The organism is Pantoea dispersa (genome assembly GCF_035783935.1).
In the GTDB taxonomy this organism is placed as follows: domain Bacteria; phylum Pseudomonadota; class Gammaproteobacteria; order Enterobacterales; family Enterobacteriaceae; genus Pantoea; species Pantoea dispersa_C.
Genome location: NZ_JALKOV010000008.1, coordinates 240,667 through 267,416, shown reverse-complemented (window position 1 = coordinate 267,416; position 26,750 = coordinate 240,667). Strand labels below are relative to the sequence as shown.

The 26,750-nt window shown below is 59.2% G+C and carries 26 protein-coding genes, 2 tRNA genes, 1 rRNA gene and 1 pseudogene; 21 read left to right on the top strand and 9 right to left on the bottom strand.

What is annotated here, in order from left to right; genetic code table 11:
- The first annotated feature begins 6 nt into the window (after positions 1-6).
- The 3 genes from rrf to dkgB all read left to right on the top strand — a co-directional run bounded on the left by rrf (position 7) and on the right by dkgB (position 1,273).
- Positions 7-122: ribosomal RNA gene (gene rrf / locus MXF20_RS16900) — 5S ribosomal RNA — on the top strand.
- 100 nt (positions 123-222) lie between these two features.
- A tRNA-Asp gene (locus MXF20_RS16895) sits at positions 223-299 on the top strand.
- A gap of 170 nt (positions 300-469) precedes the next feature.
- Positions 470-1,273, top strand: coding sequence for a 2,5-didehydrogluconate reductase DkgB (gene dkgB / locus MXF20_RS16890; RefSeq protein WP_325970395.1), 804 nt, complete (start codon positions 470-472; stop codon positions 1,271-1,273).
- Positions 1,274-1,285: 12 nt separating this feature from the next.
- Here dkgB and yafC read toward each other — a convergent pair whose 3' ends face one another.
- Positions 1,286-2,194: a DNA-binding transcriptional regulator YafC gene (gene yafC, locus MXF20_RS16885; RefSeq protein ID WP_325970394.1), complete on the bottom strand. Its 909-nt coding sequence runs from the start codon at positions 2,192-2,194 to the stop codon at positions 1,286-1,288.
- 100 nt (positions 2,195-2,294) lie between these two features.
- Between yafC and MXF20_RS16880 the strand changes: the two genes are divergently transcribed.
- Both MXF20_RS16880 and MXF20_RS16875 read left to right on the top strand, forming a co-directional pair.
- The gene (locus MXF20_RS16880; protein ID WP_325970393.1) at positions 2,295-3,473 is read left to right on the top strand and encodes an MFS transporter; all 1,179 of its coding nucleotides are present in this window, start codon (positions 2,295-2,297) and stop codon (positions 3,471-3,473) included.
- 148 nt (positions 3,474-3,621) lie between these two features.
- Positions 3,622-4,422 (top strand): endonuclease/exonuclease/phosphatase family protein, encoded by an 801-nt coding sequence (locus MXF20_RS16875; RefSeq protein WP_031279675.1) that lies wholly within the window; start codon positions 3,622-3,624, stop codon positions 4,420-4,422.
- Between the two features lie 182 nt (positions 4,423-4,604).
- Here the strand turns inward: MXF20_RS16875 and mltD are convergent, their stop codons facing one another.
- Both mltD and gloB read right to left on the bottom strand, forming a co-directional pair.
- A complete protein-coding gene (mltD, locus tag MXF20_RS16870; protein ID WP_325970392.1) occupies positions 4,605-5,981 on the bottom strand; it encodes a murein transglycosylase D in 1,377 nt (458 codons plus the stop codon).
- Between the two features lie 71 nt (positions 5,982-6,052).
- Positions 6,053-6,808, bottom strand: a complete 756-nt coding sequence (gene gloB, locus MXF20_RS16865; protein WP_325970391.1) for a hydroxyacylglutathione hydrolase — start codon at positions 6,806-6,808, stop codon at positions 6,053-6,055.
- A gap of 40 nt (positions 6,809-6,848) precedes the next feature.
- Here gloB and MXF20_RS16860 point away from each other — a divergent pair, with 40 nt between their 5' ends.
- Positions 6,849-7,583 carry a class I SAM-dependent methyltransferase gene (locus tag MXF20_RS16860; protein ID WP_211725256.1) on the top strand — a complete coding sequence of 245 codons (735 nt, stop codon included), beginning with the start codon at positions 6,849-6,851 and terminating at the stop codon, positions 7,581-7,583.
- Here the strand turns inward: MXF20_RS16860 and rnhA are convergent.
- Positions 7,568-8,135, bottom strand: a pseudogene (gene rnhA, locus MXF20_RS16855) (ribonuclease HI). The gene MXF20_RS16860 and the pseudogene rnhA sit on opposite strands and share 16 nt — an antisense overlap.
- Between rnhA and dnaQ the strand changes: the two are divergent.
- Both dnaQ and MXF20_RS16845 read left to right on the top strand, forming a co-directional pair.
- Positions 8,089-8,820, top strand: a complete 732-nt coding sequence (gene dnaQ, locus MXF20_RS16850) for a DNA polymerase III subunit epsilon (RefSeq protein ID WP_211725254.1) — start codon at positions 8,089-8,091, stop codon at positions 8,818-8,820. The pseudogene rnhA and the gene dnaQ overlap by 47 nt on opposite strands.
- 134 nt (positions 8,821-8,954) lie before the next feature.
- Positions 8,955-9,031 (top strand) — tRNA-Asp (locus tag MXF20_RS16845).
- A 100-nt stretch (positions 9,032-9,131) separates the two neighbouring features.
- On the opposite strand, the gene MXF20_RS16840 is transcribed toward MXF20_RS16845, so the two are convergent.
- Positions 9,132-10,625, bottom strand: coding sequence for an NCS1 family nucleobase:cation symporter-1 (locus tag MXF20_RS16840; protein ID WP_021507305.1), 1,494 nt, complete (start codon positions 10,623-10,625; stop codon positions 9,132-9,134).
- A 144-nt stretch (positions 10,626-10,769) separates the two neighbouring features.
- On the opposite strand from MXF20_RS16840, the gene MXF20_RS16835 reads away from it, so the two are divergent.
- The 3 genes from MXF20_RS16835 to puuE are packed head-to-tail and all read left to right on the top strand — an operon-like array spanning position 10,770 to position 13,209.
- Positions 10,770-11,492: a GntR family transcriptional regulator gene (locus MXF20_RS16835; RefSeq protein WP_325970390.1), complete on the top strand. Its 723-nt coding sequence runs from the start codon at positions 10,770-10,772 to the stop codon at positions 11,490-11,492.
- Entirely contained in the window at positions 11,489-12,220 is a 732-nt protein-coding gene (gene hpxA, locus MXF20_RS16830) for an allantoin racemase (RefSeq protein WP_325970389.1), read from the top strand. Before MXF20_RS16835 ends, hpxA begins: the two co-directional genes overlap by 4 nt.
- A 35-nt stretch (positions 12,221-12,255) precedes the next feature.
- Positions 12,256-13,209, top strand: coding sequence for an allantoinase PuuE (puuE, locus tag MXF20_RS16825; RefSeq protein WP_021507302.1), 954 nt, complete (start codon positions 12,256-12,258; stop codon positions 13,207-13,209).
- 73 nt (positions 13,210-13,282) lie between these two features.
- Here the strand turns inward: puuE and hpxZ are convergent, their stop codons facing one another.
- From hpxZ to MXF20_RS16805, 4 genes are read right to left on the bottom strand one after another with little or no spacing between them, the layout of a single operon-like run.
- Positions 13,283-13,666, bottom strand: a complete 384-nt coding sequence (gene hpxZ, locus MXF20_RS16820; RefSeq protein ID WP_058758028.1) for an oxalurate catabolism protein HpxZ — start codon at positions 13,664-13,666, stop codon at positions 13,283-13,285.
- A 2-nt stretch (positions 13,667-13,668) separates the two neighbouring features.
- The gene (locus MXF20_RS16815) at positions 13,669-15,066 is read right to left on the bottom strand and encodes an AtzE family amidohydrolase (RefSeq protein WP_325970388.1); all 1,398 of its coding nucleotides are present in this window, start codon (positions 15,064-15,066) and stop codon (positions 13,669-13,671) included.
- Positions 15,063-15,248, bottom strand: coding sequence for an oxalurate catabolism protein HpxX (hpxX, locus tag MXF20_RS16810; RefSeq protein ID WP_325970387.1), 186 nt, complete (start codon positions 15,246-15,248; stop codon positions 15,063-15,065). The genes MXF20_RS16815 and hpxX overlap by 4 nt, the downstream gene beginning before the upstream one ends.
- Before the next feature lie 11 nt (positions 15,249-15,259).
- Complete coding sequence (locus MXF20_RS16805; protein ID WP_325970386.1) at positions 15,260-16,846, bottom strand: gamma-glutamyltransferase family protein; 1,587 nt, start codon at positions 16,844-16,846, stop codon at positions 15,260-15,262.
- Between the two features lie 192 nt (positions 16,847-17,038).
- Between MXF20_RS16805 and hpxU the strand changes: the two genes are divergently transcribed.
- From hpxU to katG, 10 genes are all read left to right on the top strand, one after another.
- Positions 17,039-17,878, top strand: a complete 840-nt coding sequence (hpxU, locus tag MXF20_RS16800) for a MurR/RpiR family transcriptional regulator HpxU (RefSeq protein WP_211725248.1) — start codon at positions 17,039-17,041, stop codon at positions 17,876-17,878.
- A 194-nt stretch (positions 17,879-18,072) separates the two neighbouring features.
- Complete coding sequence (locus tag MXF20_RS16795) at positions 18,073-18,858, top strand: transporter substrate-binding domain-containing protein (protein WP_282995761.1); 786 nt, start codon at positions 18,073-18,075, stop codon at positions 18,856-18,858.
- Between the two features lie 12 nt (positions 18,859-18,870).
- On the top strand, positions 18,871-19,539 hold the full coding sequence (locus MXF20_RS16790) for an amino acid ABC transporter permease (protein WP_021507296.1): 669 nt from the start codon (positions 18,871-18,873) through the stop codon (positions 19,537-19,539).
- Positions 19,536-20,192 (top strand): amino acid ABC transporter permease, encoded by a 657-nt coding sequence (locus MXF20_RS16785; protein ID WP_021507295.1) that lies wholly within the window; start codon positions 19,536-19,538, stop codon positions 20,190-20,192. The genes MXF20_RS16790 and MXF20_RS16785 overlap by 4 nt, the downstream gene beginning before the upstream one ends.
- Positions 20,173-20,904, top strand: coding sequence for an amino acid ABC transporter ATP-binding protein (locus MXF20_RS16780; protein WP_325970385.1), 732 nt, complete (start codon positions 20,173-20,175; stop codon positions 20,902-20,904). Before MXF20_RS16785 ends, MXF20_RS16780 begins: the two co-directional genes overlap by 20 nt.
- A 21-nt stretch (positions 20,905-20,925) precedes the next feature.
- Positions 20,926-22,161, top strand: coding sequence for an alanine--glyoxylate aminotransferase family protein (locus MXF20_RS16775; RefSeq protein ID WP_325970384.1), 1,236 nt, complete (start codon positions 20,926-20,928; stop codon positions 22,159-22,161).
- A complete protein-coding gene (gene hpxK, locus MXF20_RS16770; RefSeq protein ID WP_325970383.1) occupies positions 22,158-23,417 on the top strand; it encodes an allantoate amidohydrolase in 1,260 nt (419 codons plus the stop codon). The genes MXF20_RS16775 and hpxK overlap by 4 nt, the downstream gene beginning before the upstream one ends.
- 12 nt (positions 23,418-23,429) lie before the next feature.
- Positions 23,430-23,924 carry a 2-oxo-4-hydroxy-4-carboxy-5-ureidoimidazoline decarboxylase gene (uraD, locus tag MXF20_RS16765; protein WP_325970382.1) on the top strand — a complete coding sequence of 165 codons (495 nt, stop codon included), beginning with the start codon at positions 23,430-23,432 and terminating at the stop codon, positions 23,922-23,924.
- Complete coding sequence (gene uraH / locus MXF20_RS16760) at positions 23,921-24,256, top strand: hydroxyisourate hydrolase (protein ID WP_010616706.1); 336 nt, start codon at positions 23,921-23,923, stop codon at positions 24,254-24,256. The genes uraD and uraH overlap by 4 nt, the downstream gene beginning before the upstream one ends.
- 294 nt (positions 24,257-24,550) lie before the next feature.
- Complete coding sequence (gene katG / locus MXF20_RS16755) at positions 24,551-26,749, top strand: catalase/peroxidase HPI (RefSeq protein WP_325970381.1); 2,199 nt, start codon at positions 24,551-24,553, stop codon at positions 26,747-26,749.
- The last annotated feature ends 1 nt before the right edge of the window (position 26,750 follow it).

Genomic DNA, 26,750 nt, shown 5'->3' with positions numbered 1-26,750 from the left:
AATTTGCCTGGCGGCAACAGCGCGGTGGTCCCACCTGACCCCATGCCGAACTCAGAAGTGAAACGCCGTAGCGCCGATGGTAGTGTGGGGTCTCCCCATGCGAGAGTAGGGAACTGCCAGGCATCAATTTAAGACCCGTAATCGGGTCGTGACCTTCCCGGTGACGCGGAAAGGGCGAAACACCTGAAATCAGCGACAGTCTGATATCAGTACAGAATCGGTGGAGCGGTAGTTCAGTTGGTTAGAATACCTGCCTGTCACGCAGGGGGTCGCGGGTTCGAGCCCCGTCCGTTCCGCCACTTAAATTGAGAAGCCCTGACTGTGAAGTCAGGGCTTTTTCATGCCTGCTAAAAATCCGCTATTATTGAGTAAAACGCAAAATTCCTCTGCTTATCAGCGGATTTTTCAGCAACAATAATCCTGCCACAATACCCCTCATCGCAGCATTCAACGATATGATGAGGAAAACATGACAATCCCCGCTTTTGGCTTAGGTACTTTTCGTCTGCAGGACGACGTCGTTATTCATTCAGTGAAAACCGCACTGGAGCTTGGCTACCGCACGATTGATACCGCACAAATTTATGAAAACGAAGCTGCCGTAGGGCAGGCCATTGCCGAAAGCGGCGTGGCGCGTGATGCGCTGTTTATCACCACTAAAATCTGGATTGAGAATCTTGCCGCCGACAAACTGATTCCCAGCCTGCAGCAGAGCCTGGCGAAACTGCGTACCGACTATGTCGATTTGACGCTGATCCACTGGCCATCGCCGGGTGCAGCAGTATCGGTCGAAGAGAGCATGCAGGCATTGATGGCGGCGAAAGAGGCGGGTCTGACGCGTCAGATTGGTATCTCCAACTTCCCGATTGCCCTGATGAAAGAGGCGATTGCCACAGTGGGCGCAGAGAACATTGCGACCAACCAGATTGAACTGCACCCGTTCCTGCAGAATCGCCAGGTCGTGGAATTCGCGAAACAGCAGGGCATTCACATCACTTCATACATGACGCTGGCGTATGGCGAAGCGTTAAAAGAACATGCGATAAAGCAGATTGCGCAGAAACATCAGGCCACACCAGCGCAGGTCGTTCTGGCGTGGGCACTGGCACTGGGTTATGCCGTGATCCCATCCTCAACCAAACGTGAGAACCTGGCCAGCAATATGGCAGCGCAGGATCTGAAACTGGATGCGGACGATATGGCGCAGATCGCCGCGCTGGATCGCCAGCAGCGTCTGGTCAGCCCGGAAGGCCTGGCACCAGACTGGGATTAATTCTCCCGTGCATCAGCCCTGCACCCGCCAGGGCTGATCTCTGACCCACTCGCTGAGAAAATCGATAAACGCCCGCACGCGCTGGCTTACGCCTAAATCGCTGTAATACACCGCATTAAAAGGCATCTCAACCGCTACCGACTGGTGCGCCAGCACCTCAACAAACGTGCCCGCTGCAATTTCCGCATTCACCATAAAGTCCGACAGGCAGGCGATACCCTGATCGTTCAGGCACAGCTGCTTGATCGTCTCACCGCTGTTTGATGACATAGCCGCTTCGATTTCATACAGATCGCTGCCATTGGCCGAAACGGGCCAGCGATTAAGCCGGGGCGTCTCGACAAAACCAAGACACTGATGCTGCGCCAGCGCGTCGACGGAATCCGGCAGACCATATTTCGCCAGATAAGCCGGCGTCGCGACCATTTTACGGTAGCTGGTGAACAGCAATCGGGCGCGCAGCGTGGAGTCGGTTAAATCCCCCGCGCGGATAGCGACGTCCACTTTACGATCGATCAGGTTAATAAAGCTTTCGGAGGAGATCAGCGATAGCGTAACCGCCGGATAGCGCTCGCGAAACGGTTTAATCATTGGCATCAGCAAATTAAGGATCACCGGCGTTGCCGCGTCGATGCGCAGCACGCCCTGTGGCGCCTGCTGGCGTTCAATCAGTTCATTCTCTGCCGTTGCCATCTCAAGGATCAGCTTCTGCACGCGCCGGAAATAGAGCTCGCCTTCATAAGTGAGCGCCAGCTGACGGGTGGTGCGCGTCAGTAGCGACACGCCAAGCTTGTTCTCCAGCTTTTTCACCGTACGGCTCACCGCCGAATTGGCCATCTGTAACTGCTCTGCTGCACGGCTAAAACTGCCGCTTTCTACCACAGCGATGAACACTTTCAACTCTTCTGAAGATGCCTTCATTATGCCTCCCCAGGCAAAAGTTTATTGTTACTTTGCTTCTTTTTGTTATTAAAGCACGAGTCGATAATGGCACCCAACAAAACATTATTGGGAGTCAACCATGCCACTTGCACTCTGGGCGCTGACCATCAGCGCCTTCGCCATCGGAACCACCGAGTTTGTTATCGTCGGGCTGATTCCGACCATCGCTGAACAGCTCAGCATTACGTTACCTTCTGCCGGGATGCTGGTGTCCATCTATGCGCTTGGCGTAGCCGTCGGCGCGCCAGTGCTGACCGCCTTAACCGGCAAGCTGCCGCGCAAGCAGTTGCTGATGGGGCTGATGGCGCTGTTTACCGTCGGTAATCTGGTAGCCTGGCTGGCACCAAACTATGAAACGCTGGTGATAGCGCGTCTGCTGACCGGACTGGCGCACGGCGTATTCTTCTCGGTGGGTTCAACCATTGCCACCAGCCTGGTGAGCAAAGAGAAGGCCGCCAGTGCGATAGCCATCATGTTTGGCGGCTTAACCGTGGCGCTGGTTACCGGGGTACCGCTTGGCACGCTGATTGGCCAGCACTTTGGCTGGCGTGAAAGCTTTCTGGCGGTCTCTCTGCTGGGCGTGGTTGCGCTGGTCAGCAGCATGATATTGGTACCGCGTAACATCGCACAGCCGCCTGCCACCTCCCTGGCACAGCAGGCGGCGGTGATGGTCAATCCGCGACTGTTGCTGATCTATGCAATTACGGCGCTTGGCTACGGTGGCATCTTCACCACTTTCACCTTCCTGGCCCCGATGATGCAATCGCTGGCCGGTTTCTCGCCGACTGCCGTGAGCGGCGTACTGCTGGGGTACGGTATTGCAGTGGCAATTGGCAATATCTGGGGCGGCAGGCTGGCCGATCGCCGCGGAGCGGTGCCGGCGCTGACGCTGATTTTCATCGCGCTGGCCATTCTGTTACTGGTATTCCAGTTCACCGCCAGCATGCATTACCTCGCACTGCTCACCGTACTGGTGATGGGCATCTTTGCCTTTGCCAACGTGCCGGGCCTGCAGGTTTACGTGGTGCAGAAGGCGGAACACTATGCGCCAGGCGCAGTTGACGTGGCATCCGGGCTGAATATCGCGGCATTTAATATCGGCATCGCGCTGGGTTCAACCATCGGCGGCCATATCGTGCAACATTACGGTCTGGCGCAAACGCCATGGGTGGGGGCCGTCATCGTGTTTGCGGCTCTGCTGCTGGTCCGTCTCAGCGGCCAGCTGGATAAGCCGCGCGCGGCAGCCATCATTGAATAAGCCGCACAACAGCCTGCCGTATGGCGGGCTGTTGCCGTTGCTGGCTGTGAGGCGAATTCCGACAATCAACAACAGCAATTGAAACCCCGCGCTAAAATCCCTATAACAGTCAGGTGAAGTTGTAGTCGTAAATCAGCCAGGCGGGACAGTGCGAAAAAAAACTTATGCAATGCGGTATGTAGCAGGTCAGCCTGCTGAGCGGATTTTTCCGCCAGGGGCGATGCTGCATCTTGGGCAGGCGTTACCGCCCGGTGCACCGCTGCCAGCCGACCCAACCCTGCGCGTGCTGGTGTGGAATATCTTCAAACAGCAGCGGGCAGACTGGATGTCAGTACTGCAGGGCTTCGGCAAAGATGCCCATCTGGTGTTACTGCAGGAAGCGCAGACCACGCCGGAACTGGTGCAGTTCGCCACCAGTAACTACCTGGCCGCCGATCAGGTGCCGGCCTTTGTGCTGCCTCAGCACCCTTCTGGCGTCATGACGCTGGCCTCTGCCCATCCGGTCTATTGTTGCCCGCTGCGTGAGCGTGAGCCGCTGCTCCGGCTGTCTAAATCCGCTCTGGTTACCGCCTATCCGCTTCCCACCGGTGAAATGCTGATGGTGGTGAACATTCACGCAGTTAATTTCAGTCTCGGCGTTGACGTGTACAGCAAACAGCTGGGACCGATCGGTGAGCAGATCCAGCATCATCGTGGCCCGGTGATCATGGCCGGCGACTTCAATGCCTGGAGCCGCCAGCGCATGAACGCGCTTTACCGTTTTGCCCGTGAGATGGCGCTGCGCGAGGTAAACTTCACGGACGATCATCGACGCAAAGCCTTTGGCCGCCCGCTGGATTTTGTCTTTTACCGCGATATGAAAGTCAGCGAGGCATCGGTGCTGGTGACGCGAGCCTCTGACCACAACCCGTTGCTGGTCGAATTCAGTCCCGGCGCAGCCAAACGCTAAACGCTGCCGCCAGGCCGCGTATGCACGCTACGAATGCCGCACTCAGCTCAACACGCTCACATTAATTTTATCAGGAACCGGACGGCGGCAGCGGAGCTGGATTCGGCGCGTCAGTTCGTCGGGAAGGGGAAGAGCTGCGGTAAAAATGAAAAAGGCCAACAAAAGTCGGCCTTTTCGGTGCATCAGGTATCGGGTGTTGCGCTATTCTTCACAAACAGCGTCAGCTTGTCGCCGGGCTGAATGTCTTTAGCGTCACTGTTCCAGCGCATCACGTCTTTGGTGTTAACACCATGACGTTTGGCGATACTGGCAAAAGAATCACCCTTACGTACACGATAGGTGATGCTGTTGCCGTTATCCGCCAGCTGCGACGCGCCAGCTTTGCCGCCAACGGTCAGCGTCTGACCGATGCGTACTGACGCACTGCGCAGGTTGTTCTGCTGTTTCAGTGCGCTGACGCTCACACCAAGCTTGCTGGCAATGCCGGATAAGGTGTCGCCTTTGCGGACCTTATAGCTGTTGCCTGCAGCGCTGACTTTCGCCAACTCGCTGGGCTGAACCGCAGCAATATCACCGGAAGCCAGTGAGTTGCGCAGCTGAGCCACGTTGGACTTAGGCACCATAATATAGTGCGGTCCGTTTGGCGCGGTGGTGCCGTTTTTATACCCGGCATTGAATGTCTTCAGCTTGCTGAGCGACATACCGGCCATATCTGCGGCCTGCGTCAGTTCCATCTGCTGTCCGACTTCAACGCGCGCCAGTGCACGGCTCTCGTTGGCGGTCGGCAGCTTGATACCGTAACGCTTGCTGTTCTTGAGAATATCACTCAGGGCCAGCATTTTAGGTACGTAAACCGTGGTCTCGCGTGGCAGCGATAAATGCCAGAAGTCGGTCGGCTTACCGCGCGCCTTGTTCTGCTTCATCGCTTTCAGCACACGTCCTTCACCGCTGTTATAGGCGGCGACGGTCAGTAACCAGTCGCCGTCAAACATACCGTTCAGACGCTGCATCATATCCAGCGCAACTTTGGTTGAGGCCACCACATCGCGGCGTCCGTCGTACCATTGGTTCTGTTTCAAACCATAGTTTTTGCCCGTTTGCGCAACGATCTGCCAGATGCCAGCGGCATTCGCAGAAGAGGTTGCGTGTGGGTCAAAAGCGCTCTCCACTATGGGTAGCAGTACCAGTTCCATCGGCATTTTACGTTTCTGTATCTGCTCGACAATCCAGTACATGTACGGCTCTGCCCGTAATGTTACATCGTGGAGATAGCTCTTATTTTTTAAATACTTACTTTTTTGTTCGCGGATTCTCGGGTTTTCCGGAATCCCCATCTTCAACTCGTCACTAATGTGATTCCAGAGATCAGTGTCTTCTGCGAGGCTGGTTCCATCATCTTGCCAGCGCGGCGACAACAAGCGATCTCCGTACTTTCCATTTTCACCTTGACCAGCTGAAGACAGACTCTGTGCATGCTGTACCGGGATACTGGCGTCATTCCTTGATGCCTGACATCCAACCAGCAAGACTGAGGCGAGTAATATCGCTTTAGCCTTCATGTGTGTGTCAATAGTTCGCTTAAAAGACGAGCAACTATACGTTAGCGACTGCCACAACACAACCAGAAATATCAGAAGCGGTCTTTCTTCTCGCGTAGATCGGCAAAAGTCTGCCATAACGGAGCCGACGACACATTAGTGCCTAAAGCCTTTTGCAAATCAGCGTCTTGCGTACGCAGGAATAAATTTATTTCTCGCTCCAGCGCCAGTTTTGTGGGCAAAGTAATGCGATTTTCTGCGCGTAAGTCCTTAATTTGCTGATACCTTGCCAAAATTTTCGGGTCCTGAGGCAGAATAGCCGCAGCAAACTTCATGTTGGATAAAGTGTATTCATGCGCACAGCAAATAAGCGTATCGGCAGGCAGCTGATTAAGCGCCTGAAACGATTCATACATTTGCTGCGCAGTACCTTCGAACAGACGTCCGCAGCCACCCGAAAACAGGGTATCGCCACAAAAAAGATAAGGTGAGCTGAAATATGAGATATGTCCTAAAGTGTGTCCGGGCGTGGCGATGACACGGAAATTTAGCCCGAGCAGGGTAAATTCATCACCGTCACCGAGAAGGGTGCGCGCACCTTTATCAGCGGTTTCCTGCGGACCATAGACCTCAAGTTGCGGATAGTGCTCCAGCAGTTCGGAGACGCCGCCCACGTGATCGTGATGATGATGGGTCAGCAAAATGGCCACTGGCTGCCAGCGATTGGCGCGAATTTTTTCCAGCACCGGCCGGGCTTCACCCGGATCGACAATCAGACAGCGTCCCTGTTCATCGTTCAGTGTCCAGATGTAGTTATCCTGCAATGCGGGAATACTGGTAAGATTCATAACCACCTCTCAGGTCGTAGAAAAAGGAAAATGGTAGAGCATGAAGCCAGCGAAAACACGCCAAATCCTGACTGCGCCGCGCTCCTGGCAGGACATGCCCTGGGGCGACTATTTTCGCGACGCGTTAACACAGCAACTGCAACCGTATCTCGGCAAGCTGTACGGCTTCCATATGCTTAAAATTGGCAGCCTCAGCGCAGAAATCAATACCCGCCAGTGTGCCATATCGCATCAGGTCAATGTGGGCGAGGAGGGCGATGGACTGCAGGTGATTGCCAGCGCGACGCAGTTGCCGTTTGAAGCCAAATCAATTGATGCCTGCTTGCTGGCGCACACGCTGGCCTGGAGTCAGGATCCGCACCGCGTATTGCGCGAAGTGGATCGCGTACTGATTGACGACGGCTGGATGATTATCAGCGGCTTCAATCCCTTCAGCCTGCTGGGCATCAGTAAAGGCCTGCCCGGATTGCAGCGCCGTGCGCCGTGGAGTGGACGGATGTTCAGCCAGGTGCGCCTGCTCGACTGGCTGAGCTTACTCAACTACGAAGTGGTTTATCGCACGCGCTTTCAGGTGGTGCCGTGGCACCGGCAGGGCGGCAAAATGATCAGCACCCATCTGCCGGCGCTCGGCTGTCTGAATATCGTGGTAGCCCGGAAGCGCACCTTCCCGCTGACGCCGGGCAAAGTAAAAATGATGCCCGGCAAAACCCAGTTACGGCCGGCAGTCAATGCCACGCGCCAGTTTCGTGAGGCCAGCGATCAGGACGCAACCTGATAGCCAATATCGTCCAGTGAGGGATTGCTGGCAGCGCTGCGGGCCAGTTCATCGCAGCGTTCATTCTCAGGATGACCGGCGTGGCCTTTTACCCACTCCCACTGAATCTGATGGGTACTGAGCGCCGCGTCCAGCCGCTGCCACAGATCAACGTTTTTCACCGGCTTCTTTTCTGCGGTTTTCCAGCCGCGCTTTTTCCAGTTGTGAATCCAGCTGGTGATACCCTGGCGCACATACTGGCTGTCGGTGCTGATCACCACTTCACACGGCTGAGTCAGCGCTTCCAGTGCCACAATGGCCGCCATCAGCTCCATGCGATTGTTGGTGGTCAGGTGATAACCGGCGCTGAATAATTTTTCGTGCTGACGATAGCGAAGAATGGCGCCATAGCCGCCGGGGCCGGGATTGCCGAGGCAGGATCCATCGGTGAATATTTCTACCTGTTTGCGCATCTCTGGTAGACTTCCTTCTGACAAAACGCCAAGTCTGACATAAAACGAGTCCTATGAGCACTGCAAATAACCGCCAGATCGTCCTCGATACCGAAACCACCGGCATGAACATGATCGGGGTGCATTACGAAGGACATCGCATCATTGAAATCGGTGCGGTTGAGGTGATCAACCGTCGCCTGACCGGCAACAACTTCCACATGTATCTCAAGCCCGATCGGTTGGTGGATCCGGAAGCGTTCGGCGTTCATGGTATTGCCGATGAGTTTCTCGCTGATAAGCCGACCTTCGCGCAAATTGCCGACGAATTCCTCGATTACATTCGCGGCGCGGAGCTGGTGATCCATAACGCATCGTTTGATATCGGCTTCATGGATTACGAATTTGCTATGCTGCAGCGCGACATCGGCAAGACAGAAACCTTCTGTCAGATCACCGATAGCCTGGCAATGGCGCGTAAAATGTTCCCGGGCAAGCGCAACAGTCTGGATGCACTGTGCAACCGTTTCGAGATCGACAACAGTAAGCGTACGCTGCACGGCGCATTGCTCGATGCCGAGATTCTGGCCGAAGTGTTCCTCACCATGACCGGCGGCCAGACCTCGCTGGCGTTCTCGATGGAAGGCGAGCAGAGCAATCAGGCGGAAGGCGAGAACATTCAGCGCATCGTCCGCCGGGGCTCTGGCCTGCGCGTTGTCAGCGCCAGCGATGAGGAAATCATGGCGCATGAGAGCCGACTCGATCTGGTGCAGAAGAAGGGCGGCAGCTGCCTGTGGCGCGCCTGAAGCCGCTGATTTTGCGTGGAAAAGCGTCTTTAAGCTGAAAAAAGCGGCAAACGAAACATTCGCCCGCAAAAAGCGTTGACGAGGGATGAGGCTGCCATTAATATGCGCCTCGTTCCCGACGGGGAACAAAGCGCGGAGCGGTAGTTCAGTTGGTTAGAATACCTGCCTGTCACGCAGGGGGTCGCGGGTTCGAGCCCCGTCCGTTCCGCCAATCTCTTTAAAGAAGCCGATGCAGCAATGCATCGGCTTTTTGCTTTTCTAAATCATCCCGATCCGGCGTAAGGTCGCCATTCATGGCGACCCTCACCGCATTAATCCTTCTGTACCGCCACTTCCGCACGATAGGTGGCTTGCGGCACCTCACGTTCGGCGCGCGCCAGCCAGCGATAGCAGCCAGCGCCCAGCGCCACGCCGATGAACCAGCTGAAGTTTGCCACTGCGTGCAGGGAAGGAATAAAGCTAATCACCAGGCAAATACCCACGGAAGGCAGCAGCGCAGCAATGGCTTTCGGATTGAAACCGCCGCGATACCAGTAGCGGCCCTTCGGCGTGTCGTTGAACAGATCGTCTACGTACACTTTGCTGCGTTTGATCAGGTAGAAATCGGCGATCAGGATGCCAAACAGCGGCCCGATAAACGATCCCAGCACATCCAGCGTGTAGTGAATCAGCTCCGGCGACTGGAACAGATTCCACGGCGTCAGCAGCACTGAACCCACGGCGGCAATCATGCCACCGGCGCGGAAGCTGATCTTCTGCGGTGAGCAGTTAGAGAAATCAAATGCCGGTGAAACGAAGTTCGCCACGATATTGATGCCGATGGTGGCAGTAATCATCGTCAGCAGACCGATAGCGACCGCCACATCGTTGCCTACCATGCTCACGGTTTCGATCGGGTCGGTGATCATTTTGCCAAACAGCGACTGAGTACCCGAAACAATCACCACGGTCACAATCGAAAACAGCAGGAAGTTGAACGGCAGGCCCCAGCGGTTGCCGCGGCGAATCTCACCCATGCTTTTGCCGTAACGCGAGAAGTCACCAAAGTTGAGCAGCGGACCGGAGAAGTAGGAGACCACCAGCGCAGTCGCGGTAATCATCTGCCAGGTTTGCTCACCCGCGCTCAGAGACTTACTGGCGAGGGTGAAGGAGATGCCGTCAAAACCGGTTTTGTATACAATCCAGCCCGCCAGCGCCACCATCACCACGTACACCGCCGGACCGGCGATATCAATAAAGCGTTTGATCGCGCTCATGCCGTGCCAGAACACCATTGCCTGCAGCAGCCACATCACACCAAAACAGCACCAGCCAAGCTGCGACAGGCCGAGCCAGCTGCTCTGCGTCATGCTGCTTAACGACGGGTAGAATTTCAGCAGCACCAGCATCAGGGCATTCGCCGCCAGGTAGGTCTGAATACCGTACCAGGCGAAGGCGATCAGCCCGCGAATCACCGCCGGAATGTTAGCACCGAACACGCCAAACGCCTGGCGTGAAATCACCGCATAAGGCACGCCGGCCATCTGGCTCGGCTTCGCCACCAGGTTAGCGCACAGCTGCACTATGCAGATCCCCACCAGCAGACACAGCAGCACCTGCCAGCTGGCCAGACCGAGGGTGAAGAAGCTGGCCGCCACCACATAGCCCCCCATACTGTGCACGTCTGACATCCAGAAAGAAAAAATGTTGTACCACGACCAGCTCTGGTTGCGGGTCGGCGCCAGGTCGTCGTTACACAGACGCGGGCTGTAATGGGCGTTGGCTTCAGAGGCCACCGCAGAGGTCACTTCAGAATGATTTGGCATGAAACCTGCTCCTCATAACTTCATGGAAAAATAATGACAGTGTGAAACGGTATTGCAGGATCCAGGCCAGAATTGATTTCTTGTATACAAAAAATGAATTTCACGTATACGATGTCTGCATACAGTCACTTGCCGGAGCGGGTAATGAAGAGTGAAACAGGCCTGAAAACGGCTGCCGATCTGAATGACAGAGACGAACCTATCTATCAGGCGTTGCTGAACGCCATCGTGGAGCACCAGCTGCCGCCGGGCAGCAAATTGCCGGAAGAGGCGCTATCGGAGGTATTTGGCGTCAGCCGCACCGGCATTCGTAAGGTGCTGCAGCGCCTCGCGGCGGTGCAAATGATCACCCTGTCGCCCAGACGTGGTGCACAGGTGGCGACGCCGGGCGTGGAGGAAGCGCGCGACATCTTCGCCACGCGCAGCCTGCTGGAGTGCGCCAACCTGCCGGCGGTGCTGACGCATCTGCAGCCGCCGCATCTCGCCGCGCTCAGTGGCTTAATTGCCGACGAGCAGCAGGCGCACCAGCAGCACGATGGGGCGGCCGCCATCCGCCTGTCCGCGGCTTTTCATATTCAGCTGCAGGCGATTTCCGGCAACCTGGTGCTGACTGACATGGTGACGCGGCTGACGCAGCGCTCCTCGCTGGTGATCGCCGCCTACGGTGCACCGTGGCAGCGCGGCTGTCGTTGCGATCATCACGATCGGCTGGTGGATCTGCTGCGGCAAAAGGATCTGCCGGCGCTGACTACGGCGCTGCAGCATCACTTTGAACACATTGTCGCCAGCCTGCACTTTGAGCGCAGCGGCGAAACCCTGCCCGATTTCACCCGGTTATTTGCCGGTCATAAAGGAACTGCATCATGAGTCTGATCCAGGTGATCAACCCCAATACCAGCGCCGCCATGACGGCCACCATCGGTGCTGCAGCGCGTGCCGTGGCCGCGCCAGGCACGGAGATCGTGGCGGTGTGCCCGAGTGAGGGCGTGCCATCGATTGAAGGGCACTTTGACGAAGCCATTGCCGCCATAGGTGTGCTGGAACAGGTAAAACGCGGCAAAGAGCAGGGCGTCAGCGGCCACATCATTGCCTGTTTTGGCGATCCGGGTCTGCTGGCGGCGCGCGAACTGGCGAGCGGACCGGTGATCGGCATTGCCGAGGCGGCGATGCACACCGCAACGCTGGTGGCGACGCGTTTTTCGATTGTCACCACGCTGCCGCGCACGCTGGTGATCGCCCGTCATCTGCTGCAGCAGTACGGATTCAGCCATCACTGTGCCGCGCTGCACGCCATCGACCTGCCGGTGCTGGCGCTTGAGGATGGCAGTGGCATCGCGCAGGAGAAAGTGCGCGAGCGCTGCCTGCAGGCGAAACGTGAAGATGGCAGCGGAGCGATTGTGCTGGGCTGTGGCGGCATGGCGTCGCTGGCGCAGGATCTGACCAAAGAGCTGGGCCTGCCGGTGATCGACGGCGTCAGCGCGGCGGTGAAAATGGTCGAGTCATTACTGGCGCTGGGCTTTGGCACCAGCAAACACGGCGATCTGGCCTACCCGATTAAAAAACCGCTCAGCGCGGCATTTCAGCACCTAAACTAAGGGCTGGTTGAGGACTGATGACAGGAACTTGCAGAATGAGTGATGTATCTGAAAAGAAAGAGTACAGCTTCAACAAAAATTATCCGCGTGACCTGATTGGCTACGCCGGTCAGCCGCCGCACGCGCAGTGGCCGGGCGAGGCGCGGGTCGCGGTGCAGTTTGTGCTGAACTACGAAGAGGGCGCTGAAAACAACGTGCTGCACGGTGACGCGGGCTCTGAGCAGTTTCTCTCCGACATCATCGGCGCCGCCAGCTATGCCGATCGGCACATGTCGATGGATTCGCTGTATGAATATGGCTCGCGTGCCGGTTTCTGGCGCATCCATCAGGAGTTTCAGCAGCGCGGCCTGCCGCTGACCATCTTTGGCGTGGCAATGGCGCTGGCGCGTCATCCGCAGATTGTCGAGGCGATCAAAGCCGCCGATTACGATGTGGTCAGCCACGGCTGGCGCTGGATCCACTATCAGGGAATGGATGCCAAAACCGAGCGTCAGCACATGCAGCAGGCAGTGGACGTGCTCACCGAGTTATTCGGTAAAGCGCCCACCGGCTGGTATACCGGGCGCGACAGCCCCAATACGCGCCGGCTGGTGGTCGAGCAGGGCGGCTTCAGCTACGACAGCGATTACTACGGCGACGATCTGCCGTTCTGGACGCAGGTCACCTGTCAGGACGGCACGGTGAAGCCGCATCTGATCATTCCCTACACGCTGGAGTGCAACGACATGCGCTTCGCCACGCCGCAGGGATTCAACACCGCCGAGCAGTTCTATACCTATCTGCGCGATACCTTTGACGTGCTGTATGAAGAGGGCGCGACTGCGCCGAAGATGATGTCGATTGGCATGCACTGCCGTCTGCTGGGGCGTCCGGGGAAATTCCGCGCGCTGCAGCGTTTCCTCGACCATATCCAGCAGCACGACAAAGTATGGGTGTGCACGCGTCAGCAGATTGCCGATCACTGGATGAAGACGCATCCGGCGGCGTAAGCGGCCTTACCTTTCACGGATGTCAGGTCGTTTTTGCCCTCTCTTGCCAGAGAGGGCAACACTCGTGCCTGCGTCAGCTCATTAAACTCACCTGCGCCGCCACGATGCGCCAGCCGCACGGCAGCCGCACCCAGGTCTGCTGCTGACGGCCTATCTTCTCCACGCCCTCGCGGGTGAACTCGGTGCTGCATACCGCATAGTCATCGCCAAAGGTGGTGATCACCGTATTGCGCAGCGTGCGATCGAGCCCCTTTGACGGACGCGCCGCGCGAAAGGCACGAATCTCCTCAATCCCGTACAGATTCTCTCCGGCACCGAGTCGCACCGTGCGCGCATCGTGCCAGAACAGCTCATCCAGCACCGCGACATCATTGCTCACCAGCGCCTGCTCGTAGCGGTAAAACGCGGCGGTGACTTCAGCCAGTATCGCCGGACGATCGATATGTTCAGGTGTCATGTTCAGGCATCCATCAGAGTGGTTTGTGGTAGCGTCAGCCCCTGCTGCTGCAGCGCCCAGGCGGCGCGCAGCGCCAGGTGTTCGTTAAACGGCGCAGCAATCAGCTGCAGGCCAATCGGTAAGCCGCTGGCGGTGAGCAGCGGTACGCTACACACCGGCAGGCCGAGGAACGAAATCGGCTGCGTCAGCATGCCCATGCTGGCGCGTGTCGGCAAATCCTGACCGTTAATATGAATGGTTTCCTGGCCGATGAGGGTGGCGGTACAGGGCGTCGCCGGGGCGATCAGCACGTCATAACGGTCGAACAGCGGCAGCACCTGCTGCTGGAAGTGACGGCGAAAACGCTGGGCCTGCACATACCACGCGGCGGGCAGCATCGCGCCAGCCAGCAGGCGTTCGCGCGAATTCGGCTCAAAGCGTTCTGGCTGGGTGCGCAGAGCCGGCAAATAGTGATTGCCGCCTTCCGCTGCGGTCATGATAAACGCGGCCGATCGTGCCAGTTCGGCCTGCGGCAGCGTCACTTCCTCTGCCGCGCCCAGTGCCGTTGCCGCTACGGCCACCGCCGCGCGCGCATCATCGCTGCACCAGTCGGCAAAAAAGCCGCCCAGTACCGCGCTGCGCAGCGTTGCGCTGCCTGCAGATAACTTGTCACTGACCGGTTCCGCAGGCCGCGCCGCCTGAAACGCATCGGTGGCGTCACCGCCCTGCAGCGCGTCATAAACCAGGCTTAAATCCTCCACCGAGCGGGCAAACGGACCGATGTGATCGAGGCTGGCGACAAACGGATGGCTGCCGCTACGCGACAGGCGACCAAAAGTGGGTTTCAGGCCGAAAATGCCGCACAGCGAAGCAGGCACGCGAATCGAGCCGTTGGTGTCGGTGCCGAGTGAAAAGTGCACCAGTCCGGCGGCGACGGCCGCTGCGGAACCGCCGGACGAGCCGCCGGCCACGCGCGACAGATCGCGCGGGTTGCGCGTCGCGCCATAGTGGGTGTTCTCGGTGGTAAAGCCGTAGGCGTAAGCGTCCATATTCAGCATGCCGGAGAGCAGCGCGCCGCTCTGCTGCAGCTTCGTGACCGCCCATGCATCCTGCTGCGCTACCGGCCGTTCGCTGAACAGGCTGGCCCCGGCAAGCGTGCTGTGTCCGGCGACGTCAAACAGGTTTTTAACCGCATAGGGAATGCCAGCCAGCGGCGGCAGTGCCTCACCGCGCTGACGCTGCTGATCCAGCCGGTCGGCCTCACGCAGCATGCGCTGTGCGGTCACGGCCGTCCAGGCGTTGATCGCCGGGTTATACTGTTCAATGGCGGCCAGCGTCTGTTGCGCGATGTCGCGCGCGCTGAGATCGCCCTGCGCCAGCGCCTGCTGCAGCTGGCTAATCGATAAGGCTGCCAGCGTCATGGATGAAACACTCCCGCCACTTCCAGGCGATCGTCGAGCGGCAGCGCCATCAGCGGCTGCGCCATTGCGGCGATACGGTTAAACTGCGTCCGCAGTTCAGCGCGGCGCGTGTCGTCCAGCTCCAGCGCCAGAATCTGTTCCATTTGGGCGATATAGGCTGCCCAGTCCGGTTGTGCACTCATGATGATCTCCGTTAAAAGCCGGCAGCACTGCCGTTGCTACGCGGATCAAACGCGCCTTCCAGCATGCCATTGTTGTGTCTGACGATGGCGCCCGCGTGACCCACCACTTCACTGTATTCAGGCAGCAGCTCAACCTCATGACCCAGCGCGCGCAGCTGCTGCACGGTTTCAGGTGCGATGCGCGCCTCCAGCTTGAGGGAGTCTGAGGATTGGCCCCAGGTACGGCCGAGCAGCCAGCGCGGTGCGCTGACCGCCTGCTGCAGCGGCTGGCCCTGAATCACATGGCGGGTAAAGATCGCCGCCTGGGTTTGCGGCTGGCCGTCACCGCCCATCGAGCCGTACACCATCGTGCGGCCATCCTTCAGGCGCGCCGCTGCCGGATTGAGCGTATGGAACGGCTGTTTACCCGGTGCCAGCGTCAGCAGGTGATCCGGCTGCAGGCTGAACGCCGCACCGCGGTTTTGCCAGGTAATGCCGGTGCCGGGCAGCACGACGCCGCTGCCAAATTCGTGGTAAATGCTCTGGATAAAGGAGACGGCCAGGCCGCTGCTGTCCATCACCCCCATCCACACGGTATCGCCCGGTCCGCGTCCGGTGCCCCAGGGCGCGGCGCGATCGTCCCGCACCTGCGCGGCCAGCGTGCCGAGATGATCCGCATCCAGCAGCGACTGCACATCAATCGCCATGTGACGCGGATCGGTGATGTGCTGGTCGCGCAGTGCAAAGGCCTGTTTGGTGGCTTCGACGATGCGGTGCACCGTCTGTGCTTCGTTCGCGTCGGGCATCGCCAGACGATCGGTGATACCGAGGATCGCCAGCGACACCAGCCCCTGCGTCGGCGGCGTCATGTTCCAGATATCGCCTTCGCTGTGCGCGAGGTGCAGCGGCGTACAGCGTCGGGCGCGCTGCCGGTGTAAATCGTCCAGCGTGACTGGCATGCCGAGGGCGCCCATTTCGCGCGCCAGATGCTGCGCCAGTTCGCCGCGATAGAAACTCTCCAGCCCCTGTTCGCTCAGCACGCTCAGCGTCTGCGCCAGCGCCGGCTGGGTAAAACGACTGCCGGCGGCAGGCGGTGCGCCGTCTGGCAAAAAGGTGGCAGCAAAACCGGGCTGATGCTGCAGCTCATGCTGTTTTGCCGCGGTCGCCGCCGCCTGGGAGGCGGTGACCGGAATGCCATCAGCCGCATAGCGAATCGCGTCGCGCAGCAAACGGCTCAGCGGCAGCGGCGTCGCGCCCAGCTCCTGCGCCAGCGTCAGCGCTTCCTGCCAGCCGCTGACGGTGCCGGCGACCGTCAGTGCCGCTTTGGGGCCGCGATGCGGGATATGGCTTTCGCCGTGGTAGAAGTCGGGGTGCGCCAGCGAGCCGGCAGCACCGCTGGCATCGATGGCAATCGGATCGCCGCTGGGCGGCACCACCAGCCAGAAGCCGTCGCCGCCAAGGCCATTCATGTGCGGATAGACCACCGCAATGGTCGCCGCGGCCGCCACCATCGCTTCCAGCGCGTTGCCGCCTTCACGCAGAACCGCCAATGCGCTTTCGCTGGCAAGGTGATGCGGCGTCACCGCCATGCCCATCGGGGCCATATTGCTCTGAATCATAGTGAACTGTTCCCGGATTATTCTTTTGTAGCGGCGCGGTTTATCGCGCTGGATAGGGAAAACAAGCGCAATAAATTGTGCCGCTACCTGTCTGTACCATTGGTAAAGCAAGAGCCGTTCCAGTTTTGGTGTTACGCCAGCCTGGATCGATTTATGCTAGCTTGTGATGAAACGAAAGTTACAGGACCGATGATGAAACAGCTCGATGAACGCCTTCGCAGTCACTATCCGCAACTGTCGCCGCAGGAGCAGCGCATTGCCGATTTCGTGTTTGACCATTTTGATGACCTGATTAGCTATAACAGCGCCGAGCTGGCGCGGCTCAGCGGTGTATCAAAGGCCACGGTGAGCCGGCTGTTCAAACGCCTCGGCTATGAAAAATACAAAGACATGCGTGACGAACTGCGCACCCTGCGCCAGAGCGGAATGCCGCTCACCGATAACCGCGATGCGGTGCAGGGCAACACGCTGCTGTCGCGTCATTACAAGCAGGAGATGGCGAACCTGACGCAGTGGGTCAACAGCATTGACGCCCGGCAGTTTAGCGAGGTAATTGCCGCGCTGGGTGCGGCACGGCGGGTATTTATCATTGGGATGCGCAACGCGTATCCGGTGGCGCTGCACCTGCGTCAGCAGCTGCTGCAGGCGCGCGCTCAGGTGCAGGTGTTACCGCAGCCAGGCCAGACGCTGGGCGAAGAGCTGGTGGACATGACGCCAGAAGATGTGGTGGTGGTGATGGCGTTTCGTCGCCGGCCGCGCATCATTCGTCCGCTGATGCAGCAGCTGCAGCAGAGCGGTATCCCGGTGCTGGCGCTGTGTGAACCGCAGGCGCAGGGCATCCTCAATCTGGCGCGCTGGCAGCTGTGCGCACCGCTCGACAGCGTTTCCGCCTTTGACAGCTACGCCTCGGCAATGAGCCTGATCAACCTGCTGGCTAACGCGCTGCTGCACGAAATGCTGTCGCAGGGGCGGCAGCGCATCCATCAGATTGCCGATCTTTACCAGCAGCTCGACGAGCTGGAACACCGCTAAAGGGCACCGTTTTGGTGCTTTGCACCTTTTTTGATCGCAACCGCTAACGGGGTGAACGCCGTTATGGTGCGCCATTATCCGCAGTAAATCCTCTATTTAGCCGCTGCGTTTGTTGCCCGCCGTGATTGGCACATTAGTTGCAAATCGATTTATCAAGAATCTTTTGTTTCACCATTAACTCACCGGGGTGCATAATGAACAAAGTTTTACTGGCAGTAGCAGGTGCAGCATTACTGATAGCGCAGGCTGGCAGCGCGATGGCCGATCAGCTGCAGGATATCCAGAAGCGCGGCGTGATTCGCGTCGCGGTACCGCAGGACTTCCCGCCGTTTGGTTCAGTCGGCACCGATTTACAGCCGCAGGGTTATGACATCGACATGGCGAAATACCTCGCGAAGCAGATGAAACTGAAGTTGCAGCTGGTGCCGGTGACCAGCGCTAACCGCGTACCGTATCTGCAGACCGATAAAGTCGATCTGGTGATCTCCAGCATGGGCAAAAACGCCGAGCGCGAAAAAGTGATCGACTTCAGTCGCGCCTATGCGCCGTTCTTCCTCGGCGTGTTTGGCCCGAAAGGCGAGACGCTGAAAGATGCGGCAGCCCTGAGCGGGAAATCGATTGGCGTGACGCGCGGTGCGGTAGAAGACATGGTGCTGAGCGATGTTGCCCCGAAAGATGCTCAGGTGAAGCGCTACGAAGATAACAACACCACGCTGTCCGCCTATCTCTCCGGTCAGGTGCAGTACGTCGCTACCGGTAACCTGGTGGTCGCGGCGATTGCGCGGCAGAACGCGGAAAAAGCGCCGGTGCCGCAGTTTATGCTGAAAGATTCACCGTGCTTTATCGGCCTGAAAAAGAATGAGCCGGCGCTGAAAGAGAAAGTGAACGCGCTGATTGAGCAGGGCATCAAAGACGGCACGCTGAACAAGCTGTCGGAAGAGTGGCTGAAAGCGCCGCTGCCTGCCAACCTCGGCGCATAACAGGAACGGCCAATGATTGGGCAACTTAACTTTGCAGATCTCTGGCCGCACTGGCCAGAGCTGCTGGCCGGGCTGTGGGTCACGGTGCAGCTTACGGTACTGGCGACAGTGGGCGGCGTCGGGCTGGGCATTCTCGGCGCGGCGCTGCGCAGCGGCAAACCGGGCTGGGCCAGCCGCCTGTGGGGCATCTACGTCGAGCTGATTCGCAATACGCCGTTCGTGGTGCAGCTGTTTTTTATCGTGTTTGGTCTGCCCAATCTCGGTCTGAAACTGACGGCGGGTGAAGCGGCATTGCTGGCGATGCTGATTAACCTTGGCGCCTACAGCACTGAAATCATCCGTGCCGGCATCCAGGTGACGCCGCGCGGGCAGTGGGAAGCCGGGCGCGTGCTCGGACTCAGCCGCACGCAAACCTTTATCCGCGTGGTGCTGCCGCCCTCGCTGCAGCGTATTTATCCGGCGCTGGTCAGCCAGTGCATCATTGTGATGCTCGGCTCGTCGGTGGTGTCGCAGGTCTCGTATGAAGAGCTGACGTTTGCCGCCAACCTGATTCAGTCGCGCACCTTTTTGAGTTTTGAAGTCTATCTGGTGACCACGCTGATTTATCTGGCGTTGTCGATTGCCATGCGTCAGCTGCTGCTGGCGCTGGGTCGCAAATGGTTTGGAGCGCAGCCGGCATGACAACGTTTACTGACTGGGACATCCTGCGCAACCTGCTGCTGGCGGCGCGCTGGACGATTTTGCTGTCGCTGGTGGCCTTTTTCGGCGGCACGCTGGTGACGCTGCCGCTGCTGTTTCTGCGTCTGCTGCAGCGGCGCTGGCTCACCCGCCTGATTCGCTGCTACACCGAGCTGTTTCAGGGCACGCCGCTGCTGATGCAGCTGTTTCTCGCCTTCTTCGGCGTCGGCCTGTTCGGCATCGACGTTGCGCCCTGGACGGCGGCGTCGCTGGCGCTGACGCTGTATACCAGCGCGTTTTTGCTGGATATCTGGTACGGCAGTATTCGCGCGCTGCCAAAAGGGCAGTGGGAAGCGTCGCGCTGCCTCGGCCTGAACTTTGGCCAGACGCTGTATCGCGTGGTGGCACCGCAGGCAATCCGCATCGCCATTGCGCCAACCGTTGGCTTTGCCGTGCAGGTGATCAAGGGCACCGCGCTGGCGTCGATTATCGGTTTTGTCGAGCTGACCAAAGCCGGCACCATTCTTAACAATGTGACGTATCAGCCCTTCAAGGTGTTTGGCCTGGTGGCGCTCGGTTACTTCCTGATGTGTTATCCGCTGTCGCGTTACAGCCAGTACCTGGAGAAAAAATTCAATGCCGCTCATCACCATTAATCAGGTCCAGAAGTACTACGGTGATAACCACGTACTGAAAGGGGTCGATCTGGATATCGACAACGGCGAAGTGATCTCCATCATCGGCCGCAGCGGCTCCGGCAAAAGTACCCTGCTGCGCTGCATGAACGGGCTGGAAGGCTATCAGGAAGGCAGCATCAAACTGGGCGGCATGACGATTACCGATCGTGAATCGCAGGCGCGTGAAATCAGCCGCTCGGTGGGCATGGTGTTCCAGAACTTCAACCTGTTCCCGCACATGACGGCGCTGGAAAACGTGATGCTGGCACCGCGCCGCGTACTGAAAAAGAGCGAGGCGGAGTGCCGCACGCTGGCGACGCAGATGCTGGAAAAAGTCGGGCTCGGCGAGCGCCTCAATTATTACCCGGCCAACCTGTCGGGCGGTCAGCAGCAGCGCGTGGCGATTGCCCGCGCGCTGGCGATGCAGCCAAAAGTTTTACTCTGTGACGAAATCACCTCGGCGCTCGATCCGGAACTGGTGGGTGAAGTGCTGAAAGTGCTGGAGCAGCTGGCTGCCGAAGGCATGACGCTGATCCTCGTCACCCATGAAATGAACTTCGCCCGTGACGTGGGCGATCGCGTGGTGTTTATGCATCAGGGGCGCGTGTGGGAGCAGGGCGACAGCAAAACGCTGTTTGCTAACCCACAAACCGCCGAGCTGAGGCAGTTTATTTCGACCGTGCGTCTGTAACCGAACAATAAGGAAACCCTCATGGATATCAGCCAGTTTTCACAAATCAATCCGCCGCAGCGTCTGCTGATGGGACCGGGCCCGATCAACGCCGATCCGCGCGTGCTGCGCGCCATGTCGAGCCAGCTGCTGGGGCAGTACGATCCGGCGATGACGCACTACATGAATGAAGTGATGGCGCTGTACCGTGGCGTATTCCGCACCGAAAACCGCTGGACCCTGCTGATTGATGGCACCTCACGCGCCGGGATCGAAGCCATCCTGCTGTCGGCGATTCGCCCGGGCGATAAAGTGCTGGTACCGGTGTTCGGCCGCTTCGGCCATCTGCTGTGCGAAATCGCCCGTCGCTGCCGCGCGGACGTGCACACCATTGAGGTACCGTGGGGCGAGGTGTTTACGCCGGACCAGATCGAAGATGCGATCAAAAAAGTCAAACCGCGCCTGCTGCTGACGGTGCAGGGCGATACTTCAACCACCATGCTGCAGCCGCTGGAGCAGCTCGGCGCGATTTGCCGCCAGTACGGTGTGCTGTTATACACCGATGCCACCGCGTCACTGGGCGGCAATCCGCTGGAAACCGATGCCTGGGGGCTGGATGCGGTCTCTGCCGGCATGCAGAAATGCCTCGGCGGTCCGTCCGGCACCTCGCCGATCACCCTGAGTCCGCAGATGGAAGCGGTGATCCGCCAGCGTAAGTGCGTGGAGCAGGGCATCCGCACCGATGCGCATCAGGATGGCGACGACGAGATGATCTATTCCAATTACTTCGATCTCGGCATGATCATGGATTACTGGGGACCGGAGCGGCTCAACCACCATACCGAAGCCACCTCGGCGCTATTTGGCGCACGTGAATGTGCCCGCCTGATCCTGCAGGAAGGACTGGATAACGGCATCGCACGCCACAAACTGCACGGTGATGCGCTGCTGAAAGGCATTCAGGGCATGGGGCTGCAAACCTTTGGCGATCTCAAACATAAGATGAACAACGTGCTTGGCGTGGTGATCCCGCAGGGCATCAACGGCGACCAGGTACGCAAATTGATGCTGGACGATTTCGGCATTGAGATTGGCACCTCGTTCGGTCCGCTGCACGGCAAAGTGTGGCGCATCGGCACCATGGGCTATAACGCGCGCAAAGATTGCGTGATGCTGACGCTGAGCGCGCTGGAGTCCGTGCTGAATCACGTCGGTTTCCGCACCACTCAGGGCGCGGCGCTGCAGGCCGCCTGGGACCACTACGGGAGCCACGCATGAGTCATAGCCTGATGAGCGCCGGTGAGGCGCAGTCAGCGGCGGCGCGGGTGATGGCGCGCTGTGACGCGCTGGCAGCAATCAGTGAGAGCGAAGAGGGACTGACCCGCGTCTATCTGTCGCCGGAGCAGGTGCGCGCCAACGCGCGCGTGGCTGAGTGGATGCAGGCGGCAGGCATGCACACGTGGCAGGATGCGGTCGGCAATATCTGCGGTCGCTATGAAGCGGCAGAGCCGGGCGCACCGGCGCTGCTGCTCGGCTCACACCTCGATACCGTGCGCAACGCCGGACGTTACGACGGCATGCTGGGCGTGCTGAGCGCCATCGAAACCGTACAGTGGCTGCACGATCATCAGCAGCGCCTGCCGCTGGCGATTGAAATCGTCGGCTTCGGCGACGAAGAGGGCACGCGCTTTGGCATCACGCTGCTCGGCAGCCGTGGCCTCACCGGCAGCTGGCCGGAAAGCTGGGTGTCGCATCCGGACGGCAACGGCATTACGGTGGCGCAGGCGATGCAGGACCTCGGCCTGGACGCGGCGCTGATCCCGCAGGCGGCACGTGAGGTGAGCGACATTGTGGCTTATCTCGAACTGCACATTGAGCAGGGACCATGCCTCGAACAGGAAAATCTGGCGCTCGGTGTGGTGACGGCAATTAATGGCGCGCGCCGTCTCAACTGCCGCTTCACGGGTGAGGCGGGTCATGCCGGCACGGTACCGATGACCCACCGCAAAGACGCGCTGGCAGCGGCAGCCGAGTGGATGGTGTTTGTTGAACAGGCCACGCAGGATCAGGATGCGCAGCTGGTGGCCACAGTGGGCACGCTGAGCTGCCTGCCGGGGGCCGTCAACGTTATTCCTGGCGAAGTGCAGCTGTCGCTGGACGTGCGCGGACCGCAGGATGAGCCGCTGGAGCGTCTGCTCTCCAGCCTGCTGACCCAGGCGGAGGCGATCGCGCTGCGGCGCGGTCTCAGCTTCAGCGCTAACGAATACTATCGCATCGCGGCCACCGCCTGCGATGCGCGGCTGCAGCAGGCGCTGAGCCATGCGGTAGAAACCGTGCAGGGGCGCAGTCTGGCGCTGCCGAGCGGTGCCGGTCATGACGCGATTGCTATCGCTGAGCGCTGGCCGGTGGGCATGCTGTTTGTGCGCAACCATCGCGGCATCAGCCATCATCCGGCGGAATCGGTGCAGGCTGACGATGTGGCGCTCGGCGTGCAAGCCTATCTGCAGGCGGTGTGCGATCTGGCGCGCAGCTAAAGGAGCGGCGAAATGGATCTGAACGATTTTAATCAGGCGAGCACTGCCCAGGCGCAGGCGGCGATTGCCCACTGTGTGGCGATTCCCGCCTGGCAGCAGGCGCTGGTGGCGGCGCGGCCGTTCGCCAGCCTGACGGCGCTGTACACCACGGCGCAACAGCTGGCGCTGGCGTGGCAGGGCGACGCCTTGCAACAGGCGCTGAGCGCCCATCCGCGCATCGGCGAAAAAGCGCAGGGCGCGAATAAAGAAGCCGCGCTGTCGCGGCAGGAGCAGGCGGCGATGCAGCAGGCCAACGGTGCGCTGCAGCTGGCGATGCTGGCCGGTAACGAACGTTACGAGCAGCGCTTTGGCCGGGTGTTTCTGATTCGCGCCAAAGGGCGCAGCGGCGAGCAGATGCTGGCGGAATTACAGCGCAGGCTCAACAATGATGAAGAGACTGAGCAGCAGGAAGCGCTGGCGCAGCTGCGGGAAATTACCCTGTTACGGCTTAAGGAGAGCATCACATGAGCACCATTACCACCCATATTCTCGACACCGCGCTGGGCAAACCAGCGATTGGCGTCGCGATGTCGCTGGAGCAGAACAGCCCGGAAGGCTGGCTGCCGGTGGCTGAGGGCGAAACCGACAGCGACGGGCGCATTAAAGATCTCACGCCTGAGCCGCTGGCGCCGGGCCACTATCGCTTAACCGCGGAGATCGGTGACTATTTTGCTGCCGACGGGCGTGATGCGCTGTATGTCAGCGCGCAGATTGATTTCGTAATTGGCGCCGCCGGCAGCCATTATCACCTGCCGTTCCTCATTTCACCGTGGTCGTGGTCGACCTACCGCGGGAGTTAATCCTGGTCGCCATCAATGGCGCAATGCCTGTCAGTTAAATTGTAAATCCGCTTAACAACGGTTGTGTTTTGGTAGCGGCGCAATTTATTGCGCGATAAATCGCGCCGCTACGAATAGTGTGCGACTTGCAGTGCCGGTTTCACACCCTCCCCGGCCCGCTGAAATGCGTGCTCTCTATCACAAACCTCGCGCTTGAAAGCCAGTAACTATCAAAACCTTCGGTCCATCCAAATATATTCTGCAACACGGTGCGGTTATCTTAACCGGACAACGTGAAGCCAATGGAGCCGAGAAATGAGCACGCCCGAAAATAATGATAATGCAGCCGCCTCAGGAAAATGCCCCTTTCATCATGGAGCATCGGAAGAGAAAAGCGTTTTAGCGCGTGGCGCCGGTAGCGGGACCACTAACCGCGACTGGTGGCCAAACATGCTGCGCGTCGATCTGTTAAACCAGCATTCCAGCCGTTCTAACCCCCTCAGTGACAATTTCAACTACCGTGAAGAGTTCAGCAAGCTGGATTACGCCGCGCTGAAAGCCGATATTCGTGCACTGCTGACCGATTCACAATCCTGGTGGCCTGCCGACTGGGGCAGCTACATTGGGCTGTTCATTCGTATGGCGTGGCACAGCGCCGGTACCTATCGCACCATCGACGGGCGCGGCGGTTCCGGGCGTGGTCAGCAGCGCTTTGCGCCGCTTAACTCCTGGCCGGATAACGTCAGCCTCGACAAAGCGCGTCGTCTGCTGTGGCCGGTAAAACAGAAGTACGGCCAGAAAATTTCCTGGGCCGATCTCTACATTCTTGCCGGTAACGTGTCGCTGGAAAACGCCGGCTTCCGTACCTTCGGCTTTGGTGCCGGTCGTGAAGACGTCTGGGAACCGGACATGGACGTGGACTGGGGACATGAGACCGAATGGCTGGCGCACCGCCATCCGGAAAGCCTGGCAAACGCGCCGCTCGGCGCAACAGAAATGGGTCTGATTTATGTCAACCCGGAAGGTCCGGAAGCCAGCGGCGATCCGCGCTCGGCGGCACCGGCGATTCGTGCCACCTTTGGCAACATGGGCATGAACGATGAAGAGATCGTCGCGCTGATTGCCGGCGGCCACACGCTGGGTAAAACCCACGGTGCAGCGGCAGCCAGCCACGTGGGCGTCGATCCGGAAGCCTCACCGCTGGAAGCGCAGGGCCTGGGCTGGCACAGCAGCTACGGCAGCGGTGCCGGTGCGGATGCCATCACTTCTGGTCTGGAAGTGGTATGGACGCAAACGCCAACGCAGTGGAGCAACTACTTCTTCGAGAACCTGTTCAAATATGAGTGGGTGCAGACGCACAGCCCGGCGGGCGCGATTCAGTTCGAAGCGGTTGATGCCGAAGCGATTATCCCCGATCCGTTCGATCCAGAGAAAAAACGCAAGCCGACCATGCTGGTCACCGACCTGACGCTGCGTTTCGATCCGGAATTCGAGAAGATTTCGCGTCGTTTCCTCAACGATCCGCAGGCGTTTAACGAAGCCTTCGCCCGTGCCTGGTTCAAACTGACGCACCGCGATATGGGGCCAAAAGCGCGTTACATCGGTCCGGAAGTGCCGAAGGAAGATCTGCTGTGGCAGGATCCGTTACCGCAGGCCACGCATCAGCCAACGCCGGATGACATCACCGATCTGAAAGCGAAAATTGCCGCTTCGGGTCTGAGCGTCAGCCAGCTGGTCTCTGCGGCCTGGGCATCCGCTTCCACCTTCCGTGGCGGCGATAAACGCGGCGGCGCGAACGGTGCCCGTCTGGCGCTGGCGCCACAGAACGGCTGGGCGGTCAACGCCAGCGTCACCCGTGATGTGCTGCCGGTGCTGCAAAAGATTCAGCAGGAGTCAGGTAAAGCATCGCTGGCGGATGTGATTGTGCTGGCGGGCAGCGTCGGGATTGAGCAGGCGGCAGCAGCGGCAGGCGTCGCGGTGCAGGTGCCGTTCACGCCAGGCCGCGTGGATGCGCGTCAGGACCAGACGGATGTCGAGTCATTCAACGTATTGCAGCCGCTGGCCGATGGTTTCCGTAACTATCGCCGCGTGCAGGGCGGTTCTTCCACCGAAACCCTGCTGCTGGACAAAGCGCAACAGCTGACGCTGAGCGCGCCAGAGCTGACGGTACTGCTGGGTGGTCTGCGCGTGCTGGGCACCAACTTCGACGGCAGCGCGCACGGCGTGTTTACCGATCGCGTGGGCGTGCTGAGCAACGACTTTTTCATCAATCTGCTGGACATGCGCACCGCGTGGCGCGCCACCGATGAGAGCGCCGAGCTGTTCGAAGGCCGCGATCGTCAGAGCGGAGAAGTGAAGTACAGCGGCACCCGCGCCGATCTGGTGTTTGGTTCTAACGCCATCCTGCGCGCGCTGGCGGAAGTTTACGCCAGCAGCGATGCGAAGCAGAAGTTCGTTAACGACTTCGTGGCCGCCTGGACCAAAGTGATGAACCTCGACCGGTTCGATCTGTAAG

Bases quoted from the DNA above. Each gene is read 5' to 3' on its own strand.
- dkgB (WP_325970395.1), top strand. From the start codon at position 470: ATGACAATCCCCGCTTTTGGCTTAGGTACTTTTCGTCTGCAGGACGAC.
- yafC (WP_325970394.1), bottom strand. From the start codon at position 2,194: ATGAAGGCATCTTCAGAAGAGTTGAAAGTGTTCATCGCTGTGGTAGAA.
- MXF20_RS16880 (WP_325970393.1), top strand. From the start codon at position 2,295: ATGCCACTTGCACTCTGGGCGCTGACCATCAGCGCCTTCGCCATCGGA.
- mltD (WP_325970392.1), bottom strand. From the start codon at position 5,981: ATGAAGGCTAAAGCGATATTACTCGCCTCAGTCTTGCTGGTTGGATGT.
- gloB (WP_325970391.1), bottom strand. From the start codon at position 6,808: ATGAATCTTACCAGTATTCCCGCATTGCAGGATAACTACATCTGGACA.
- MXF20_RS16860 (WP_211725256.1), top strand. From the start codon at position 6,849: ATGAAGCCAGCGAAAACACGCCAAATCCTGACTGCGCCGCGCTCCTGG.
- dnaQ (WP_211725254.1), top strand. From the start codon at position 8,089: ATGAGCACTGCAAATAACCGCCAGATCGTCCTCGATACCGAAACCACC.
- MXF20_RS16840 (WP_021507305.1), bottom strand. From the start codon at position 10,625: ATGCCAAATCATTCTGAAGTGACCTCTGCGGTGGCCTCTGAAGCCAAC.
- MXF20_RS16835 (WP_325970390.1), top strand. From the start codon at position 10,770: ATGAAGAGTGAAACAGGCCTGAAAACGGCTGCCGATCTGAATGACAGA.
- hpxA (WP_325970389.1), top strand. From the start codon at position 11,489: ATGAGTCTGATCCAGGTGATCAACCCCAATACCAGCGCCGCCATGACG.
- puuE (WP_021507302.1), top strand. From the start codon at position 12,256: ATGAGTGATGTATCTGAAAAGAAAGAGTACAGCTTCAACAAAAATTAT.
- hpxZ (WP_058758028.1), bottom strand. From the start codon at position 13,666: ATGACACCTGAACATATCGATCGTCCGGCGATACTGGCTGAAGTCACC.
- MXF20_RS16815 (WP_325970388.1), bottom strand. From the start codon at position 15,066: ATGACGCTGGCAGCCTTATCGATTAGCCAGCTGCAGCAGGCGCTGGCG.
- hpxX (WP_325970387.1), bottom strand. From the start codon at position 15,248: ATGAGTGCACAACCGGACTGGGCAGCCTATATCGCCCAAATGGAACAG.
- MXF20_RS16805 (WP_325970386.1), bottom strand. From the start codon at position 16,846: ATGATTCAGAGCAATATGGCCCCGATGGGCATGGCGGTGACGCCGCAT.
- hpxU (WP_211725248.1), top strand. From the start codon at position 17,039: ATGAAACAGCTCGATGAACGCCTTCGCAGTCACTATCCGCAACTGTCG.
- MXF20_RS16795 (WP_282995761.1), top strand. From the start codon at position 18,073: ATGAACAAAGTTTTACTGGCAGTAGCAGGTGCAGCATTACTGATAGCG.
- MXF20_RS16790 (WP_021507296.1), top strand. From the start codon at position 18,871: ATGATTGGGCAACTTAACTTTGCAGATCTCTGGCCGCACTGGCCAGAG.
- MXF20_RS16785 (WP_021507295.1), top strand. From the start codon at position 19,536: ATGACAACGTTTACTGACTGGGACATCCTGCGCAACCTGCTGCTGGCG.
- MXF20_RS16780 (WP_325970385.1), top strand. From the start codon at position 20,173: ATGCCGCTCATCACCATTAATCAGGTCCAGAAGTACTACGGTGATAAC.
- MXF20_RS16775 (WP_325970384.1), top strand. From the start codon at position 20,926: ATGGATATCAGCCAGTTTTCACAAATCAATCCGCCGCAGCGTCTGCTG.
- hpxK (WP_325970383.1), top strand. From the start codon at position 22,158: ATGAGTCATAGCCTGATGAGCGCCGGTGAGGCGCAGTCAGCGGCGGCG.
- uraD (WP_325970382.1), top strand. From the start codon at position 23,430: ATGGATCTGAACGATTTTAATCAGGCGAGCACTGCCCAGGCGCAGGCG.
- uraH (WP_010616706.1), top strand. From the start codon at position 23,921: ATGAGCACCATTACCACCCATATTCTCGACACCGCGCTGGGCAAACCA.
- katG (WP_325970381.1), top strand. From the start codon at position 24,551: ATGAGCACGCCCGAAAATAATGATAATGCAGCCGCCTCAGGAAAATGC.